The organism is Nonomuraea sp. NPDC059194, from assembly GCF_042754765.1.
In the GTDB taxonomy this organism is placed as follows: domain Bacteria; phylum Actinomycetota; class Actinomycetes; order Streptosporangiales; family Streptosporangiaceae; genus Nonomuraea.
Genome location: NZ_JBHZBH010000009.1, coordinates 68,832 through 85,337, shown reverse-complemented (window position 1 = coordinate 85,337; position 16,506 = coordinate 68,832). Strand labels below are relative to the sequence as shown.

Here is a 16,506-nt window from a genome sequence, read left to right as displayed (position 1 = left end):
GGAGTGGAAGACAACCTTGTCGGACTCGCACTGCCGATCCGGGTGGTGGGCGTTTCCCTCGCCTTCCGACTGCCGACCGCGCGGTGGACGATGTCCTCGCGTCGGACCACCGATCCGTAGGCTCGGGCTGCCGACCCGCGTGGCGGGGAGCGGCTTCTTGGGGCGGCCGGGGTCTTCGGGCTCCGGTGGGGGAGGCGGGCAGAGGACCGTGTTCCCGGCTGGGCGGGGTACCGGTCCCGGCGCTGCCCATCGTGTGCGCCGGGACCGGTGTGGACGCCCGCTGTGACCCGCGAGCGCCCCGCCATACCCCCCTGGACCAACTCCCGAAGAGGTGCCTAAGGCGGCTGCGGCCTTCCCGCGCCGAGGCCCCTTCCAGGAGTGAGCGGCCGCCTCTCCGTGCCGAGTCCGTTTCCCTAGCGTTCTCCCCAGTGTCGAGCCACTTAAGAAAGACGGTCTTCCGGCGTGGAGGCCCTTTCCCGAAAGGTGCCCGTGCCGGGGCCGAAGGGCGCGCGGTCGCCGGTGTCGAATTCCCTTCCCAAAAGAGCCGGGGCCAGGTTCAGGCGTGCGTGAGGGTGCGCTTCCTGCCGGCGAAGATGTCGTCGATCAGCCCGTAGGTCCGCGCCTGTTCCGCCGTCATGAACCGGTCCCGCTCGATGTCCTTGCGGATGTCGAGCTGCGTGCGCCCGGTGTGCTTGGCGAGGATCTCCTCCTGCTGGTCGCGCATCCGCAGGATCTCCCGCGCGTGGATCTCCAGGTCGCTCGACTGCCCTCGGCTGCCGCCCTCGGTGGCCGGCTGGTGGAGCAGGATGCGCGCGTGCGGCAGCGCCGCCCGCTTGCCGGGGGCGCCCGCCGCCAGCAGCACCGCCGCGGCCGAGCTCGCCTCGCCGATGCACACCGTCTGGATCTGCGGCCTGACGAACTGCATCGTGTCGTAGATCGCGGTCATTGCGGTGAAGGAGCCGCCCGGCGAGTTGATGTAGATCTGGATGTCCTGGTCCGGATCGAGCCCTTCGAGGGTGAGCAACTGCGCCATCACGTCGTTGGCCGAGGTGTCGTCGATCGGCGTGCCGATGAAGATGATCCGGTCCTCGAACAGCTTGTTGTACGGATTCATCTCCTTGACGCCGTAGCTGGTGCGCTCGACGAAGGAGGGCAGCACGTAGCGGGCGTTCATCGCTTGATCACTCCGTTGGCGTGGGTGATGACATGGTCGACGAATCCGTAGTCCTTGGCTTCCTGGGCGGTGAACCAGCGGTCCCTGTCGGAGTCCTCCTGGATGCGCTCCAGCGGCTGGCCGGTGTGCTGCGCGATCAGCTCGGCCATCAGCCTCTTGGTGTAGAGCAGGTTCTCCGCCTGGATCTGGATGTCGGTCGCGGTGCCGCCGATGCCGCCGAGCGGCTGGTGCATGACGACTCTGGCGTGGGGCAGGGCGTAGCGCTTGCCGGGTGTGCCGCCGCTCAGCAGGAACTGCCCCATGGAGGCGGCGAAACCCATCGCCACCGTCGCCACGTCGCAGGGCACGAACTGCATCATGTCGTAAAGCGCCATCCCGGCCGAGATGGAACCGCCAGGAGAATTGATGTAAAGAGTGACGTCGCTGACCGGGTCTTCGGCGGCCAGCAAAAGCAGCTCACCGCACAGGCGATTGCAAATGTCGTCGTCGACCTCCTGGCCGAGAACGATGATGCGCTCCTTCAGCAGGCGCTGGCCGAGCTGCTCGGGCCAGGCCGGGCGGGAGGTCTCCGTCATGCTTCCTTCTTTCTCTCGCGAGGTAAATGCGCGTTACGAATAGGACGCTATCGAGAAACCCTTAATCGCGCCGCCGGCTTTCTCCGTGAGCATATTTCGCTAAAAGCACATTCGGCCGGTAGTGAATTCGCGTCGACATAGAATGGCATCTGTGAGATGGAGACTCCTCGCCCGAAGGTGGGCCTGCCTGATCCTCGGCGGGGCGCTGCTGATGCCGTACATGATGATCGGAGTGCTGGTCAGCGGCACGCTCACCGGTCGCGGCGACGGCTCGCAGCTGCTCTTCCCCGTCGACGTCCTGATCTACGTGGCGGTGCTGCCGCTGGTCGCGGTGACCGGGCTGTTCCTGCCGCTGCGGGCGTTCGAGGTGTCGGCGGCCGAGGGGCTGCTCGGCGTGGAGGTCGACGCGGTGCCCGGCGGGCGGCGCACCTGGGGGGAGCGGCGGCGCACCACGCTGTGGTTCACGCTGCACCTGGGCGTCGGCGGGCTGATGAGCGGGATCACGCTGGCGTTCGTGCCGTTCGTCGTCTGGCTGCTCGCGGTGCCGTTCACCGGCGACACGCTCGGGATCCTCGGCGACGCGCCGCTGGCGTGGATGCCGGTGGCGGGGCTGGCGGTCTCGGTGGTGCTGGTCGCCATGGTGGCGGGCGCGGGCGCGCTGCTGTCCAGGATGGCGCCGGGGCTGCTCGGCCCCTCGCCCGCCGACCGGCTGGCCGTCGCCGAGCAGCGGGCCCGCAAGCTGGCCGAGCGCAACAGGCTGGCCCGCGAGCTGCACGATTCGGTCGGCCACGCGCTGAGCGTGGTCACGTTGCAGGCCGCCGCCGCGAGCAGGGTCGTCGACCGCGACCCCGCCACCGCCAAGACGGCGCTCGAGGCCATCGAGCAGTCGGCGAGGGCCGCGCTGGAGGACCTCGACCACGTGCTGGGCGTGCTGAGGGAGGACGTTCAGGCGCGCGCGCCCCAGGCGACGCTCGCCGACCTCGACGAGCTGATCCGCACCTCGGGCGCCGACGTCAGGCGCGAGGTGGGCGACCTGTCGGCGGTGCCCGCCGTGGTCTCGCGCGAGGCCTACAGGATCGTGCAGGAGGCGCTGACCAACGCCATCAAACACGGGCAGGGCCAGGTACGGCTGGCCGCCGCCGTACAGGACGACCAGCTGAGCATCGAGGTCGCCAACGCCCCTGCCGCCAGGAGCGGAAGGGGCGGCGGGCGGGGGGTCGCGGGCATGAAGGAGCGCGTCGGGCTCCTGCGCGGCACCCTGCGAGCGGGCCCGGGGGAGCAGGGCGAGTGGCAGGTGTCGGTACGGCTGCCGCTACGGTCGGGTGCGTGATGCTGAAGGTCGTGATAGCCGACGACGAGGACCTCATCCGCACCGGGCTGCGGATCATCGTCGAGGCCGAGCAGGATCTCACCGTCGTCGGCGAGGCCGCCGACGGGGCCGAGGTCCTCCCAGTGGTCCGCAGGGAACGCCCCGACGTGGTGCTGATGGACGTGCGGATGCCGCGCGTCGACGGCATCCAGGCCACCAGGCAGCTGGTCGCGCTGCCCGACCCGCCCAAGGTGCTCGTCGTGACGACGTTCGAGAACGACGACTACGTCTACGACGCGCTGCTGGCCGGGGCGAACGGGTTCCTGCTGAAGCGCACCAGGCCCGACGACCTGGTGCGGGCCATCAGGGTGGTGGCGGCCAACGACACGCTGCTGTTCCCCGCGGCGATCAGGGAGCTGGCCGCCCGCAGGAAGCCCGCCGCGCACCTGCCGGGCATCGGCAGGCTGACCGGGCGCGAGGGCGACGTGCTGCGCCTGATGACCAGAGGCCTGTCCAACGGCGAGATCGCCGCCGAGCTGGTCGTCAGCCAGGAGACGGTCAAGACGCACGTCGGCAACGTGCTCACCAAGCTCGGCGCCCGCGACCGCACCCAGGCCGTGATCGCCGCCTACGAGTCAGGCTTCGTCTCGCCAGGTTGACAGGATCCGCGCGGCGGGCAGTCCCGTGCACTCCACCGCCGACCTGCCCGTCGCCTTGAGGTGGGCGTCGACCAGGCGCAGCCCCGCGGCGTAGCCCGCCAGGTCGGGGATGCCGCGCGGCTCCTGCCCGAACCTGGCCACCGCCGTGTCGCCGAGCACGTAGGCGGGGGTGACGCCCATGCCCTGCAGATCCAGGTCGGCGACGATCCTGGCGAAGACCTCGTCGTCGAGCGGGCGCGCCGACCACGGGCCCATCGCCTCGGCGCCCGACAGCTCGCGCACGAACGCCTCCGCCAGCCCTTCGGCGACGATGTGCTCGCCGACGGTGACGGTCGCGGGGTTCCACTCGACGTTGCGGTAGCGGACGTTGTGGTGGAACTCGTGCACCGCGCAGTGCGCGATCCTGCCGATGACGTCGTCGTCCGGCCAGGCGATGAGATAGATCCAGTCGCCTGAGCCGCCCATGCCGTAGTAGCCGCCCGTGACGTTCATGAGGTAGTCGTCGTCGGGGTCGCCCATGACGAACATCACCTGGATGGTGTCGGGGGCGTTGTAGTCCCGCAGGGCGTCGGCGGCCTTGGCGAGCATGCGCGCGATCTGCCCGCGGACGTCCTGGTCGATGAGTTTCTGTACGGCGGGCAGATAGCGGGGGTCCTCACGGTCGACGCGGAATCCCGCCCCTTGGTGGTGGATGTCGACGATGTCGCCCGGCATCGGGATGGCCGAGCGCATCGGGGCGAGCATGGCCGACAGCAGCGCGGGCCGCTCGTCGAGGGGACGGCGCAGCAGGTCGGCCATGGCCCGAAAGGTGTCGTGGACGATGATTTCCATGCCGGGGACGGTAGAGGCTCCCGTCACGTGAGGCTCAAGCCCATGGTGGGGACCGGGGAGAATGGGGGCATGCGTGCCAGCCGCCTGCTCTCCCTCCTCCTGCTGTTGCAGACCCGCGGCCGCATGACCGCCACCGAGCTGGCCGAGGAGCTGGAGGTGTCGATCAGGACCGTCTACCGCGACGTCGAGGCCCTGTCGGCGGCGGGCGTCCCCGTCTACGCCGACCGCGGCCCGGCCGGCGGCTACCGGCTCCTGGACGGCTACCGCACCAGGCTCAACGGCCTGACCGCCGCCGAGGCCTCCTCCCTGTTCCTGGCGGGCCTGCCGGGCCCGGCCGCCGAGCTGGGCCTGGCCGAGGTGGCCGCCAACGCCGAACTGAAGCTCCTGGCCGCCCTGCCGCCCGAGCCGCGCTCCCAGGCCGCGAGGATGCGCGAGCGCTTCCACCTCGACGTGCCCAGCTGGTACCGCGGCGCCGACGACGTCCCCCATCTGAGCGAGGTCGCCGAGGCGGTGTGGGACCAGCGCCCGCTGCGCATGACCTACCGGCGCTGGGGCCAGCAGGTGGTGGAGCGGGTGATCCACCCCTACGGCCTGGTGCTCAAGGGCGGCTCCTGGTATCTGGTCGCCGCCCCGCCCGGCTGCCCGCCGCGCACCTACCGGGTCTCCCGCGTCCTCACCCTGGAGACGCTCGACGGCGGGTTCGAGCGGCCCGGGGACTTCGACCTGGCCGAGTTCTGGCAGCGGTACGCCAAGGAGTTCCGCGAGAAGATGTACAAGGCCGAGGCCGTCATCAGGGTCGCGCCCGGCGCCGAGAGCCTGCTCGACTACACCATGAGCATGACGGTCGAGCTGCCCGAGCCCGACCAGGACGGCTGGCGCACCGTCACCGTGCCCATCGAGTCGATTCCCCATGCCCGCTGGCTGCTGCTGCGGATGGGCGCGAGCGTCGAGGTGCTGGCTCCGGCCGAGTTGCGGGACCTGATGCGCGACACCGTGGGCGAACTGGGCAAGATGTACGGTTCATGAGCACTGTGAACGTGGGCCTCGTCGGCATCGGCAACTGCACCTCCTCGCTGGTGCAGGGCGTGGAGTACTACCGCGACACCGACTACCCCGACTGCGCGGGCTTCGCCGTACGAGATGTGGCCTTCACCGCGGCCTTCGACGTCACCCCTGAGAAGATCGGCACGGACCTGTCGGAGGCGATCTGGGCCGCGCCCAACAACGCCGGCGCCTTCGCCCGCGTGCCGTACCTGGGAGTGCCGGTGGAGGAGGGCATCCTCGGCGAGGACTTCGGCGACCTGGCGGGCGCGCGGGGCGGGCGGACGCCGGACCAGGTCGCCGACGTGCTACGGGCCACCGGCACGCACGTGGTGGTGAGCTTCCTGCCCGTCGGCCACCAGCGGGCCACCGAGCTGTACGCGCGGGCGGCGCTGCTGGCCGGGTGCGCGTTCGTCAACTGCATGCCCGCCGTCCTGGCCCGCGACCCCGAGTGGGCGGGCAGGTTCGAGCGGGCGGGGCTGCCGCTGGTCGGCGACGACCTCAAGAGCCAGTTCGGCTCGACACTGGTGCACCGCGCGCTGGTGGACGCCCTGACCGCCGGAGGGGTACGGCTGCGCAACACCTACCAGCTCAACGCCGGCGGCAACATGGACTTCCACGCCATGCGCGACCCCGCCAGGATGGCCGGCAAGAAGGCCACCAAGGCCCAGGGGATGTCGGCCGAGGGCAACGTGCACGTCGGAGCCGAGTACATCCCGTTCCTGCAGGACCGCAAGGTCGCCTTCATCAGGCTGGAAGGCGAGGCCTTCGGCGGCACCTCGCTGGAGATCGAGCTGCGCATGTGCGTGGAGGACTCACCGAGCGCCGCGGGCAACACCCTCGACGCGGTACGGCACGCCAGGCGCGCCATGCTGGAGGGCCGCGCGGGCGTGCTCGACCTGGGCCTGATGAAGGCCTGATCGACGAGAGCGGGCCGGTCCGCCCCGGCGGCCCGTGACCGGGGCGGGCGAAGCCCACGAGCTACCTGGACGGCTGAGCGGCCTCCAGCAGCACGTCGGCCAGCGCCTCGGCGGCGTCGACCCGCCCCAGCTTGTGGGCCGCCTCGGCCATCGCGGCGCGCAGCGCGGGGTCGGCCAGCAGCGGCATCAGCTCGGCCAGCAGCAGCTCGGCGGGCGGGTTCGGCTCCAGCAGCGCCTTGGCGGCGCCCGCGGAGGCCAGGTAGGAGGCGTTCTTGCGCTGCTCGTCGCCGCCGGTCGGGATGAGCGGGATGAGCACGGCGGGCTTGCCGATCGCTGTCAGCTCCGAGACGGTGCCCGCGCCGCTGCGCGCGATGACGACGTCGGCCGCCGCGAACAGGTCGGGCAGCTCGGCGCCGACGTAGGGCACGGGGTGGTAGCGCTCGGCCAGGCCCGGCGGCAGCGCGATGGCACGCATCTGGTCGATCCAGGCGGGCCCGCACTGGTGGATCACCTGCGCGTACGGGAGCAGCCGCGGCAGGATCTCCGCCAGCATCGTGTTGATCTGCTTGCTGCCCTGCGCGCCGCCGGTCACGTAGATGAGCGGCACCTCGAAGGTCAGCCCGAACTGGTCGTAGGCGGCCGCCCGGTCGCCGTGGAGCAGTTCGGGGCGCACCGGGTTGCCCGTCACGACCGCCCTGTCGCGCACGGAGGCGGGCAGGTGCTCGAGCGACGACTCGTGCGAGAGCGCGATGCGGGTGGCCATCCTGGCCAGGATGCGGTTGGCCAGGCCCACGACCGTGGTCTGCTCGTGCATGACGAGCGGGCGGCGCAGCAGCTTGGCCGCGACGCCGATGGGCACCGCGACGTAGCCGCCGGTGGACAGCACCACGTCGGGCTGGTAGCGGGCCGCGTGGCCGATCGCCTGCATGACGCCCAGGGGGATGCGGAACAGGTCGGCCAGGTTGGTGCCGAGCTCGCGCAGGTTCGGGCGGCGGCGCAGCTTGCCCGTGGTGATCGCCTTGAACGGGATCCCGTGCTCGGCGGTGATCCGGGCCTCCAGGCCGCTGGCCGTACCGACCCAGAGGACGTCGTGGGGCAGGCGTCGCCGCTGCACCGCGGCCAGGGTGGTCAGGGCGGGATAGGTGTGGCCGCCGGTGCCGCCACCGGTCACCAGCAGACGAAGGGTTCGTGTCACGAGGTCAGCGTATTGCGGCCGGGGCGGGCGGGCGCGCCCCAGGTCGTGCCGGTCCGTCCGAGTGTCACGGCCATCAGGAAGGGTATTCGCCCAGATATGCCGACAATCACCCAGGGTGACCTGTTTACTGCGACGCTGGAGGTGCTGGACCACCCGCCGCTCGGCGTGCCCGCCCTCGACACCGGCCCGCGTGAGGCCGTCGTACGGCTGGCAGGACAGCGATCGCTGGTGCGGATCCTCGACGGCGCCGAGGGGCACGACCTCGACCTGGCACTGCCCGGCGGCTACCGGCACCGGCACGGCAAGCTCAGGCTCACCGCGCACCGGCTCACCGCGGACGTGTTCGCTATCAAGGCGGGCGAGCGCAGGATCGCGCTGCTGCGCCTGCGCGACAGGGCCGTCGGCCTGCCCGACTTCGACCCCGAGGGCAACCACCACCCCGCGCTGCGGCCCACCAGAGCGCTGCGCGTGCGGCGCGGCAGGACGCTCGGCAGGACCTCGCTGTGGGAGACGCTGCGTCTCGGCGCGGAGGTGGCGCTGCCGATCCTCGCCCAGGGCGTGGTGCTGCGCCGCCCGCTCGGCGTGCGGCTGGCCGCCATGGCCAGGGCCGACCAGCGGGCCAACCGGCTGCTGGCCAGGCTGCGCGAGCGCCACGACGGCGGCCCCCTGCTGGTGCGGATCCCGCTGCGCGGCTGGGCGGTGATCCCGCTGACCGGCGCGGACGTGCGGCGCACCCTGCACGGCGCCGACTTCACCCCCGCCAACAGGGAGAAGCAGGGCGCGCTCGGCCACTTCCAGCTCGACGGCGTGCTCGTCACCAGGGATCCCGAACTGCGCGCCCAGCGCCGCGCCTTCAACGAGGAGGTGCTCAGGGCCGACAGGATCGCCGGCGAGGTCCGCGCGAAGGTCGCGGAGGAGATCGCGACGCTGCCCGAGCGAGGAACGATCACCTGGCCGGACTTCCACGCGGCGCATCGCAGGATCGCGCGGCGCGTCGTGCTCGGCGACGCGGCCCGCGACGACGAGCGGCTCACCGAACTGCTGGACCGGCTGCGCGGGGACGCCAACTGGTCCTACCTGGCGGCCCGCCGCACCGACGTGCGCGTGGACTTCCAGCGGCGGCTGGAAGCGCACCTGAGCAGGGCGGAGGAGGGCAGCCTGGCCCACGTGCTCGCCCAGACGCGCGCCGATCCCGCCGTGCACCCCGAGGGCCAGGTTCCGCACTGGCTGTTCGCCTACGACGCGGCGGGTATCGCGGCATGGCGGGCGCTGGCCCTGCTGGCCGCCCGCGGGGGACCGTACGAGCCCGACCGCCTGCGCGCGGCGCTGCTGGAGTCGCTGCGGCGCTGGCCCACCACGCTGGCCATCCTGCGCGACACCACGGCCCCCACCACCTGGCGCGGGGTCACCGTGCCCGCGGGCAGCATCGTCGCGATCGTCACGTCCTTCACCGACGGCGTGCCCTTCAGCGACGGGCCCGCCAGGTGCCCGGGGGAGGGGCTGGTGATGCTCACCGCGACGCGGGTGCTCGGCGAGATCCTGCGTGACAGAGAGGTCAGGATGGTCGGGAAGGCGCCCCTTCTCGATCACTTCAGGCTCAGCTTCGCCGTACGGCCGCGCGGACGATAGCGTTCGCCCATGCGACTCGGCGTTCTGGACATCGGCTCCAATACCGTCCACCTGCTCGTGGTGGACGCGCACAGGGGAGCCAGGCCCATTCCCGCCTACTCACACAAGGACGAGCTGCGCCTTTCCGAGCACCTGGAGGACGGCGACCGCCTGTCGAAGCAGGGCATCGAGCGGCTGGGCGCGTTCGTGGCCGAGGCGCTGCAGATCGCCGAGGACAAGGGCGTCGAGGACTTCATGGCCTTCGCCACCTCGGCCGTGCGGGAGGCCGCCAACGGTGAGGAAGTGGTCGCCCAGATCAACGCGAGCTGCGGGGTTGACATCAAGGTCCTGTCGGGCAACGAGGAGGCGATGCTGACGTTCCTGGCCGCGCGCCGCTGGTTCGGCTGGTCGTCGGGCAGGCTGCTGACCCTCGACATCGGCGGTGGATCGCTGGAGGTCGCCGCGGGCATGGACGAGGAGCCCGACGTCGCCGTCTCCCTGCCGCTGGGCGCGGGGCGGCTGACCCGCGACTGGTTCACCGCCGACCCGCCGTCGGCCGACGAGGTTCGCGCGCTGCGCAAGCACGTCCGCGCCGAGATCGCCCGCAGGGTCGGCGACATCGTCAAGTACGGCGTGCCGCACGCCGTCGTCGCCACGTCCAAGACCTTCAAGCAACTGGCCAGGATCGCCGGCGCCCCGCCCTCCAGCGACGGCCCCTACGTCTCGCGCTCGCTGACCAGGGCCGACCTGGCCGAGTGGGCGGTCAAGCTGACCAGGATGGGGTCGGCGGCGCGGGCCGAGCTGCCGGGCGTCTCCGAGGGCCGCGCCGCCCAGCTCGCCGCGGGTGCGCTCGTGGCCGACGCCACCATGGACCTGTTCGAGATCGACCGGCTCGACGTGTGCCCGTGGGCGCTGCGCGAGGGCGTCATCCTGCGCCGCCTCGACCTGCTGCCCGGCCGGGAAGGGACACTTCTCTAGATAGCTGCATGAGCTAGTCCAAACCGGGCAGCGCCTACGTCATGTTGTGGACACTGCTCAGCCTGGCCGCCTCGCTGGCGATCATCCTTGGGTTGGTCGCCCTCGCGCTGGTCGCCATCTCCGTGCTCTTCCTGGTGACCCTCGCCCTCATGGCCGCGGTCTCGGCGAAGGAGCCCCGTTCTCGAAACGCAGCCTCTTCTCCAAGCTGACGATCGTCCCGCGTTCCCTGCGCTGCGTGAAGCGCACGTCGTCGGCCAGGGCCCGCATGATCTGCAGGCCGCGGCCGTGCTCGGCGCCGGGGCTCGGCTCCTCCACGCTGTGCGGGTCGAACCCCTCGCCGGTGTCGACCACCCTGATGACGCAGCGGTCGTGATAGACGCCCGCGCTCACCGTGTACTCGTCGCTCGCCACCGCGTGTTTGATCACGTTTGCGCAGGCCTCGCTGAGCATGAGCTCGATGTCTTCTCTGATCGGCTGCACGACGTGGAGCGAGCGCAGGGTGCCGTCGAGCGTCTGCCTGATCACCGGAACGCTCGCGGCGTCCCTGGGCAGCCGAAGTGCGATGGTCGCCTCCACCGTGCCTCCTAGATCTCCGGGATGTGTCCGACCGCGTGCTCCTCGCCCCTGTCCGTGATCATCTGGTTCAGGGTGTCGACGAGCTCTTCCTCCTCGTAGTCGCCGTCGGGTAGTCGATCGAAGTAGGCCATGAGGTCGGCGGGCAGCTCCGCGGCCGTCATGCGCTCGGTGATCTCCAGGCGGCTGAGTCGTTCCTGACCGGTGTAGAGCCCGTCGATGAGCTCCTTGACGCGTGTGACCTCTTTCCCTGTCATGGGATGGCCCGTGCCCCGACAGGCGCGTCTCAATCGCCGCAGGGGCCGTCGAGGATCTCCAGCGCGAGGCTTCTGGCGATTTCGCGCCGCTCGGTTTCGGAGATGTCGTACTGCTGAGTCAGCCACGACCCCGTGTGCAGCGTGAACAGCGCGATCGAGCGGCGCAGCCGTACGCGGACGGGGTCGTCGGGGTCGCTGAGCGCCTCGGCCAACTCCAGCATGCGCGTGCGCATCGCCTTCATGGTCGGGTGGTCACGCAGCGAGGTCTGGTTGCGTTCGAGGAAGCGGCCGAGATCCTGGTGGCGTGCCTGCTCGAGCTGCTCGGCGTAGCGCAGGAGCAGCTCCCTGCGGGTCTCCGGCGTCTTCGGCTGGGCGCGCAGCCAGGCCAGCAGCTCGTCCTGCTCGGCGATCCTGTCCTCGGCCAGGCTGGCGACGATGTCGTCCTTGGTCTTGAAGTGATAGTAGAGGGCCGCCTTCGTCACGCCGAGCTCCTCGGCGATCTCGCGCAGGGAGGTGGCTTCGTAGCCCTGCTCGGTGAAGAGCCTGAGCGCGATCTCCTGGATCTTCGCCCGCGTGTCTTCTCGCATTTCGGTCCAATTTCACTTGACGGCCGGCAAGTAAGACTTTAGCTTAGCGTGGGCTTGCCGGTCGGCAAGTAAGTGATGTGTCAAGATCGGGGAGATTCCGTGGAACGACGGCGGGAGGTCATGGCGGTACTGCCAGGCCTGATGCTCGCGATGGTGCTGGCGATGCTCGACAACATGATCGTGGGCACCGCCATGCCCCGGATCGTCGAGGAACTGGGCGGCCTGACCCAGCTGTCCTGGGTGGTCACGGCCTACGTGCTGGGAACGACGGTCTCGACCCCCATCTGGGGCAAGATCGGCGACCTCTACGGCCGCAAGAACATCTTCATCGCCTCGATCATCATCTTCATGGTCGGCTCGGCGCTGTGCGGCATGGCCGGCTCGTCGATGCTGGGCGGCCCCTCCGACGGCATGATGGAGCTCATCGCCTTCCGCGCGGTGCAGGGCCTGGGCGCGGGCGGCCTCATGGTCAACGCCATGGCCATCATCGGCGACCTGGTCCCGCCCCGCGAGCGCGGCCAGTACCAGGGCATCATGGCGGGCGTCATGTCCCTCGCCATGATCGCGGGCCCGCTCGTCGGCGGCTTCATCACCGACCACCTCGACTGGCGCTGGGCCTTCTACGTCAACCTGCCCATCGGCGCCGTCGCGCTCGTCCTGCTCGCGGTCAAGCTCAAGCTGCCCAAGCACCGCACCGAGGCCCGCATCGACTGGCTCGGCGCGATCCTGCTGTCCGTCGGCATCACCGCCCTCGTCCTGATCACCACCTGGGGCGGCAACGAGTACGCGTGGGGCTCGCCGCAGATCCTCGGCCTCGCCGCGCTCGCCGTCGTCTCCCTGGCCGCCTTCATCCCCGTCGAACGGCGCGCCGCCGAGCCGATCATGCCGCTGCAGCTGTTCCGCAACCGCAACTTCACACTCGTCTCGGCGGTCGGCTTCCTGCTCGGCTTCGCGATGTTCGGCGCGATCAACTTCCTGCCGCTCTACCAGCAGACCGTGCAGGGCGCCTCGGCCACCAACTCGGGCCTGCAGCTGCTGCCGATGATGGGCGCGGCGATGGTCGTGTCGCTGTTCGTCGGCAAGGCGATCACCAACACCGGCAAGTACAAGATCTACCCCGTGCTCGGCGGCGTGATCATGACGCTCGGCATGTTCCTGCTGTCGATGATGGGCGTCGATACCCCCTCCTGGCAGACCGGCGTGTTCATCGCCGTCCTCGGCCTCGGCATGGGCTTCCTCATGCAGACCACGATGCTGATCGCGCAGAACAGCGTCGAACAGAAGGACCTCGGCGTCTCCAGCAGCGCCTCGACCTTCTTCCGGTCCATCGGCGGCTCGTTCGGCGTCTCGCTGTTCGGCGCCGTCTTCAACAACCAGCTGCTGTCGGGGCTGACCGACAGGTTCGGCGCCCAGACGGCCGACAAGCTGGTCAACGGCGGCGGCCGGATGGACGCCGCCGCCATGGGCCACCTGCCGCCGCAGCAGCGCACCGGCTTCCTCGAGACGCTGGCGGAGGCCATCTCCGGCATCTTCTGGTGGGCGATCCTGTTCGCGATCGTGGTGCCCGTGCTGGCCGCGTTCATCAAGGAGATCCCGCTGCGCGGCGGCCCCGCCGCGCAGGAGGAGGCCAAGCTCCAGGCCGCGGCCCTCGACTGAGCCCCGGCGGAGATCTTGTTGAGCGACAGGATTCTGAAGGTGCTGGCATAGCGAGCTGAGATCGGTGGAGTTCCTGCTTCAAGGGCGACGACCGTGCTCACGCCGTGACGGTGGTCAGGGCGTGCGCAGGATGCGGCGCAGGCCAGCGCGTCCATCGGAAGCGGGACACGTCGGTGATGGGGATGCCGGGTGCACGGAGATGTAGACGAGACGGAGGCGGGCACTGGGGCGGTGCGCTGCTCGTCACCCTTTCCGCGCAACCGCACCGTTCCAGCGCGCGCAATCAGCGACGTTCAGCGGGGCACACTCTTCAACTCGTGCCCCCGGCACACAGCAGCACGGCCAGGATGAGGGAAAGGGGCGGGTCAGGCTGCGCACGCAGCGCGCACTACTCCCCGCCACTTTCACTTTATAGCAGGTTCTCGCGCCTCATGAGGCGCCAAAGAATGGCCCATACTGCCCGTTGCGAACCGACCCGACGAACGATGGAGCAACGGAATTGCGCTACGTGCTGGGTTTCGAGCAAATCGACTCGACGAATATCGCAGACGTCGGCGGAAAGGGGGCGCACCTGGGCGAGCTCTCGCGAATCGAGGGCATCCGCGTGCCAGACGGCTTCTGCGTCACGACGGACGCCTTCCAGCGGGCCGTGGCCGAGGCGCCGTCGATCGACGCTCAGCTTGACCTGCTGTCGCGGGTGAAACCGGACGACCGCGCGGCGATCAGCACCCTGAGCGCCGACATCCGCCGCGTCATCGAAGGCGTCGCGGTACCCGATGATCTGGTGGCGGCGATCAGCGAATCGCTCGCCCGGCGCGGGGAGCAAGCCTCCTACGCGGTGCGTTCCAGCGCGACGGCCGAGGACCTGCCGACCGCATCCTTCGCCGGCCAGCAGGACTCGTACCTGAACATCGTGGGCCTGGCGGCAATCCTCCGGCACGTCCGGCGGTGCTGGGCCTCGCTGTTCACCGAGCGAGCAGTGACCTACCGGTGCCGTCATGGCTTCGACCACCGGAAAGTACGGATGGCCGTGGTCGTCCAGCAGATGGTGTTCCCTGACGCGGCCGGGATCCTCTTCACCGCTGACCCCGTGACCTCGAACCGGAAGATCGCCACCGTGGAAGCCGGTTGGGGGCTCGGCGAGGCGCTTGTCTCCGGTCTGGTGGCCGGGGACGTCTACACGGTGCGCGACGATCAGGTCGTCACCACGGCGGTCGCCACCAAGCCGCGGTGCGTCCAGGCGTCGCCGGGAGGCGGTACCCAGGACGCACCGATCGAGCCGCAGCGGCAGAAGCAGCCGGCTCTGACGGATGCTCAAGTCGTGCGCCTGGTGCGACTGGGCCGGCGAATCGAAGCGCACTTCGGCCGGCCCCAGGACATCGAATGGTGCCTGGCCGGTGACGACTTCCACATCGTCCAGAGCCGGCCGATCACCACCCTGTTCCCCATCCCCACGACCGATGACCAAGAAAACCACGTCTACGTCTCCGTCGGTCACCAGCAGATGATGACCGACGCGATGAAGCCGCTGGGACTCTCCCTGTGGCAGCTGACGACCCCACGGCCGATGCACGAGGCGGGCGGACGGTTGTTCGTCGACGTAGCCCCCGCCCTGGCGACGCCCGCGGGTCGCGCGGGCCTCCTCGGGACCCTGGGGCAGTCCGACCCGCTGATTCGGGACGCGCTGCAGACCGTCCTCGACCGCGGCGACTTCATCCGCTCGCTTCCGGACGAAGGTCCTGGCGCGGCACCCGCCGGTGACTCACCCGCCCCGATCGAGACCGATCCGGCCGTCGTCACCCAGCTGATCCGACACAGTCAGGCATCCGTCGCCACCCTGCAGCGCAAGATCCAGAGCCTGTCCGGGCCGGCGCTGCTCGACTTCATCCTGGCCGACATCGCAGAGCTCAAGCGCATCCTGTTCGATCCGCAGGGCCTCCAGGCGATCATGGCGGCGATGGAGGCGACCTCGTGGCTCAATGACCACCTCGAGGCGTGGCTGGGCGAGAAGAACGCGGCCGACGCGCTCACGCAATCCGTCCCCCACAACGTCACGTCGGAGATGGGACTGGCGCTCCTCGACGTCGCGGACACCATCCGGCCGCACGCGGACGTCGTGGCGTTCCTGCACCGCGTCGTGGACGAAGGCCGGGCGGGCGACGGCTTTCTGAGCGAGCTGGCCGGGCCGGCCGGCGGACGGGAGGCACGTGACGCCATCCGGGGCTTCCTCGACACGTACGGCATGCGTTGCGCGGGCGAGATCGACATCACCAGAACGCGCTGGAGCGAGCATCCCGCCACGCTGATGCCCACCCTCCTCGGCAACATCAAGAACTTCGAGCCGGGCGCCGGCAAGCGCCACTTCGAACAAGGACGCCAAGAGTCACGCCGGAAAGAACAGGAACTGCTGACGCGACTGCGCGCCCTACCCCATGGGGAGCAGAAGGCCGAGGAGGCCAAGCGGATGATCGACCGTGTCCGCGCCTTCGCCGGGTACCGGGAGTACCCCAAGTACGGCATGGTCAGCCGCTACTTCGTCTACAAGCAGGCGTTGCTGCGGGAAGCCGATCGCCTCGTCCAGTCCGGCACCCTGCGCGAGAAAGACGACATCTTCTTCCTCCGGTTCCAGGAGTTGCAAGAAGTCGTGCGCACCAACGAGGCGGACACCGAACTCATTCTGGAAAGGCGGGAGGCGTTCCGGTCGTACGAGGCGCTCACCCCGCCCCGGGTCCTCACCTCGGACGGCGAGGCCATCACTGGCCAGTATCGGCGTGACGACGCCCCGCCCGGCGCGCTGGCCGGCCTCCCGGTCTCGGCCGGGACCGTCGAGGGCCGTGCCCGTGTCGTCACGGACATGGCGCGGGCCGACCTTGAGCCGGGCGACATCCTGGTCACCGCCTACACCGACCCCAGCTGGACCCCTCTGTTCGTCGCCGTCGCCGGGCTGGTGACGGAGGTAGGAGGCCTGATGACGCACGGGGCGGTGATCGCGCGAGAGTACGGCTTGCCGGCCGTTGTGGGTGTGGAGCAGGCCACCCGGCTGATCCGGGACGGGCAGCGGATCCGCGTTCACGGAACCGACGGACACGTCCAGATCCTCACCTGAACCGTCGCATCGGACAGGGAACCTGGTCACCACGACT

General features: G+C 70.1%; 15 protein-coding genes. 8 read left to right on the top strand and 7 right to left on the bottom strand.

From position 1 onward, the window contains the following. Nucleotides 1-556: 556 nt before the first annotated feature. Nucleotides 557-1,174 carry an ATP-dependent Clp protease proteolytic subunit gene (locus tag ACFXJ8_RS14490; RefSeq protein ID WP_379644350.1) on the bottom strand — a complete coding sequence of 206 codons (618 nt, stop codon included), beginning with the start codon at nt 1,172-1,174 and terminating at the stop codon, nt 557-559. Then, nucleotides 1,171-1,749, bottom strand: coding sequence for a ClpP family protease (locus tag ACFXJ8_RS14485; protein ID WP_379644349.1), 579 nt, complete (start codon nt 1,747-1,749; stop codon nt 1,171-1,173). The genes ACFXJ8_RS14490 and ACFXJ8_RS14485 overlap by 4 nt, the downstream gene beginning before the upstream one ends. Before the next feature lie 151 nt (nt 1,750-1,900). Between ACFXJ8_RS14485 and ACFXJ8_RS14480 the strand changes: the two genes are divergently transcribed. Both ACFXJ8_RS14480 and ACFXJ8_RS14475 read left to right on the top strand, forming a co-directional pair. Next, a complete protein-coding gene (locus ACFXJ8_RS14480; protein ID WP_379644348.1) occupies nt 1,901-3,079 on the top strand; it encodes a sensor histidine kinase in 1,179 nt (392 codons plus the stop codon). Next, entirely contained in the window at nt 3,079-3,717 is a 639-nt protein-coding gene (locus ACFXJ8_RS14475) for a response regulator (protein WP_379644467.1), read from the top strand. Before ACFXJ8_RS14480 ends, ACFXJ8_RS14475 begins: the two co-directional genes overlap by 1 nt. On the opposite strand, the gene ACFXJ8_RS14470 is transcribed toward ACFXJ8_RS14475, so the two are convergent. Next, the gene (locus ACFXJ8_RS14470; RefSeq protein ID WP_379644347.1) at nt 3,694-4,548 is read right to left on the bottom strand and encodes a DUF2268 domain-containing protein; all 855 of its coding nucleotides are present in this window, start codon (nt 4,546-4,548) and stop codon (nt 3,694-3,696) included. The genes ACFXJ8_RS14475 and ACFXJ8_RS14470 overlap by 24 nt on opposite strands. 69 nt (nt 4,549-4,617) lie before the next feature. On the opposite strand from ACFXJ8_RS14470, the gene ACFXJ8_RS14465 reads away from it, so the two are divergent. Further along, nucleotides 4,618-5,574 carry a helix-turn-helix transcriptional regulator gene (locus tag ACFXJ8_RS14465; protein WP_379644346.1) on the top strand — a complete coding sequence of 319 codons (957 nt, stop codon included), beginning with the start codon at nt 4,618-4,620 and terminating at the stop codon, nt 5,572-5,574. After that, nucleotides 5,571-6,509, top strand: a complete 939-nt coding sequence (locus ACFXJ8_RS14460) for an inositol-3-phosphate synthase (RefSeq protein WP_379644345.1) — start codon at nt 5,571-5,573, stop codon at nt 6,507-6,509. Before ACFXJ8_RS14465 ends, ACFXJ8_RS14460 begins: the two co-directional genes overlap by 4 nt. 61 nt (nt 6,510-6,570) lie before the next feature. On the opposite strand, the gene ACFXJ8_RS14455 is transcribed toward ACFXJ8_RS14460, so the two are convergent. Further along, nucleotides 6,571-7,704, bottom strand: a complete 1,134-nt coding sequence (locus ACFXJ8_RS14455; protein ID WP_379644344.1) for a glycosyltransferase — start codon at nt 7,702-7,704, stop codon at nt 6,571-6,573. A 96-nt stretch (nt 7,705-7,800) separates the two neighbouring features. Here ACFXJ8_RS14455 and ACFXJ8_RS14450 point away from each other — a divergent pair, with 96 nt between their 5' ends. Both ACFXJ8_RS14450 and ACFXJ8_RS14445 read left to right on the top strand, forming a co-directional pair. Continuing rightward, nucleotides 7,801-9,333 carry a cytochrome P450 gene (locus ACFXJ8_RS14450; RefSeq protein ID WP_379644343.1) on the top strand — a complete coding sequence of 511 codons (1,533 nt, stop codon included), beginning with the start codon at nt 7,801-7,803 and terminating at the stop codon, nt 9,331-9,333. 9 nt (nt 9,334-9,342) lie between these two features. Beyond that, the gene (locus ACFXJ8_RS14445) at nt 9,343-10,290 is read left to right on the top strand and encodes a Ppx/GppA family phosphatase (RefSeq protein ID WP_379644342.1); all 948 of its coding nucleotides are present in this window, start codon (nt 9,343-9,345) and stop codon (nt 10,288-10,290) included. Nucleotides 10,291-10,437: 147 nt separating this feature from the next. Here the strand turns inward: ACFXJ8_RS14445 and ACFXJ8_RS14440 are convergent, their stop codons facing one another. Genes ACFXJ8_RS14440 through ACFXJ8_RS14430 form a run of 3 tightly spaced genes read right to left on the bottom strand, consistent with a single transcriptional unit; the run spans nt 10,438 to nt 11,707 of the window. After that, nucleotides 10,438-10,866 carry an ATP-binding protein gene (locus ACFXJ8_RS14440; protein ID WP_379644341.1) on the bottom strand — a complete coding sequence of 143 codons (429 nt, stop codon included), beginning with the start codon at nt 10,864-10,866 and terminating at the stop codon, nt 10,438-10,440. An 8-nt stretch (nt 10,867-10,874) separates the two neighbouring features. Then, complete coding sequence (locus tag ACFXJ8_RS14435; protein ID WP_379644340.1) at nt 10,875-11,120, bottom strand: hypothetical protein; 246 nt, start codon at nt 11,118-11,120, stop codon at nt 10,875-10,877. Nucleotides 11,121-11,149: 29 nt separating this feature from the next. Then, the gene (locus tag ACFXJ8_RS14430) at nt 11,150-11,707 is read right to left on the bottom strand and encodes a TetR/AcrR family transcriptional regulator (RefSeq protein WP_379644339.1); all 558 of its coding nucleotides are present in this window, start codon (nt 11,705-11,707) and stop codon (nt 11,150-11,152) included. A gap of 99 nt (nt 11,708-11,806) precedes the next feature. Between ACFXJ8_RS14430 and ACFXJ8_RS14425 the strand changes: the two genes are divergently transcribed. Then, nucleotides 11,807-13,363, top strand: coding sequence for an MDR family MFS transporter (locus ACFXJ8_RS14425; RefSeq protein ID WP_379644338.1), 1,557 nt, complete (start codon nt 11,807-11,809; stop codon nt 13,361-13,363). A 499-nt stretch (nt 13,364-13,862) separates the two neighbouring features. After that, nucleotides 13,863-16,469 (top strand): rifamycin-inactivating phosphotransferase, encoded by a 2,607-nt coding sequence (gene rph, locus ACFXJ8_RS14420; RefSeq protein ID WP_379644337.1) that lies wholly within the window; start codon nt 13,863-13,865, stop codon nt 16,467-16,469. The last annotated feature ends 37 nt before the right edge of the window (nt 16,470-16,506 follow it).

Coding starts and splice junctions, on each gene's coding strand:
- ACFXJ8_RS14490 (WP_379644350.1), bottom strand. CDS start 1,174: ATGAACGCCCGCTACGTGCTGCCCTCCTTCGTCGAGCGCACCAGCTAC.
- ACFXJ8_RS14485 (WP_379644349.1), bottom strand. CDS start 1,749: ATGACGGAGACCTCCCGCCCGGCCTGGCCCGAGCAGCTCGGCCAGCGC.
- ACFXJ8_RS14475 (WP_379644467.1), top strand. CDS start 3,079: ATGCTGAAGGTCGTGATAGCCGACGACGAGGACCTCATCCGCACCGGG.
- ACFXJ8_RS14470 (WP_379644347.1), bottom strand. CDS start 4,548: ATGGAAATCATCGTCCACGACACCTTTCGGGCCATGGCCGACCTGCTG.
- ACFXJ8_RS14465 (WP_379644346.1), top strand. CDS start 4,618: ATGCGTGCCAGCCGCCTGCTCTCCCTCCTCCTGCTGTTGCAGACCCGC.
- ACFXJ8_RS14460 (WP_379644345.1), top strand. CDS start 5,571: ATGAGCACTGTGAACGTGGGCCTCGTCGGCATCGGCAACTGCACCTCC.
- ACFXJ8_RS14450 (WP_379644343.1), top strand. CDS start 7,801: ATGCCGACAATCACCCAGGGTGACCTGTTTACTGCGACGCTGGAGGTG.
- ACFXJ8_RS14445 (WP_379644342.1), top strand. CDS start 9,343: ATGCGACTCGGCGTTCTGGACATCGGCTCCAATACCGTCCACCTGCTC.
- ACFXJ8_RS14435 (WP_379644340.1), bottom strand. CDS start 11,120: ATGACAGGGAAAGAGGTCACACGCGTCAAGGAGCTCATCGACGGGCTC.
- ACFXJ8_RS14430 (WP_379644339.1), bottom strand. CDS start 11,707: ATGCGAGAAGACACGCGGGCGAAGATCCAGGAGATCGCGCTCAGGCTC.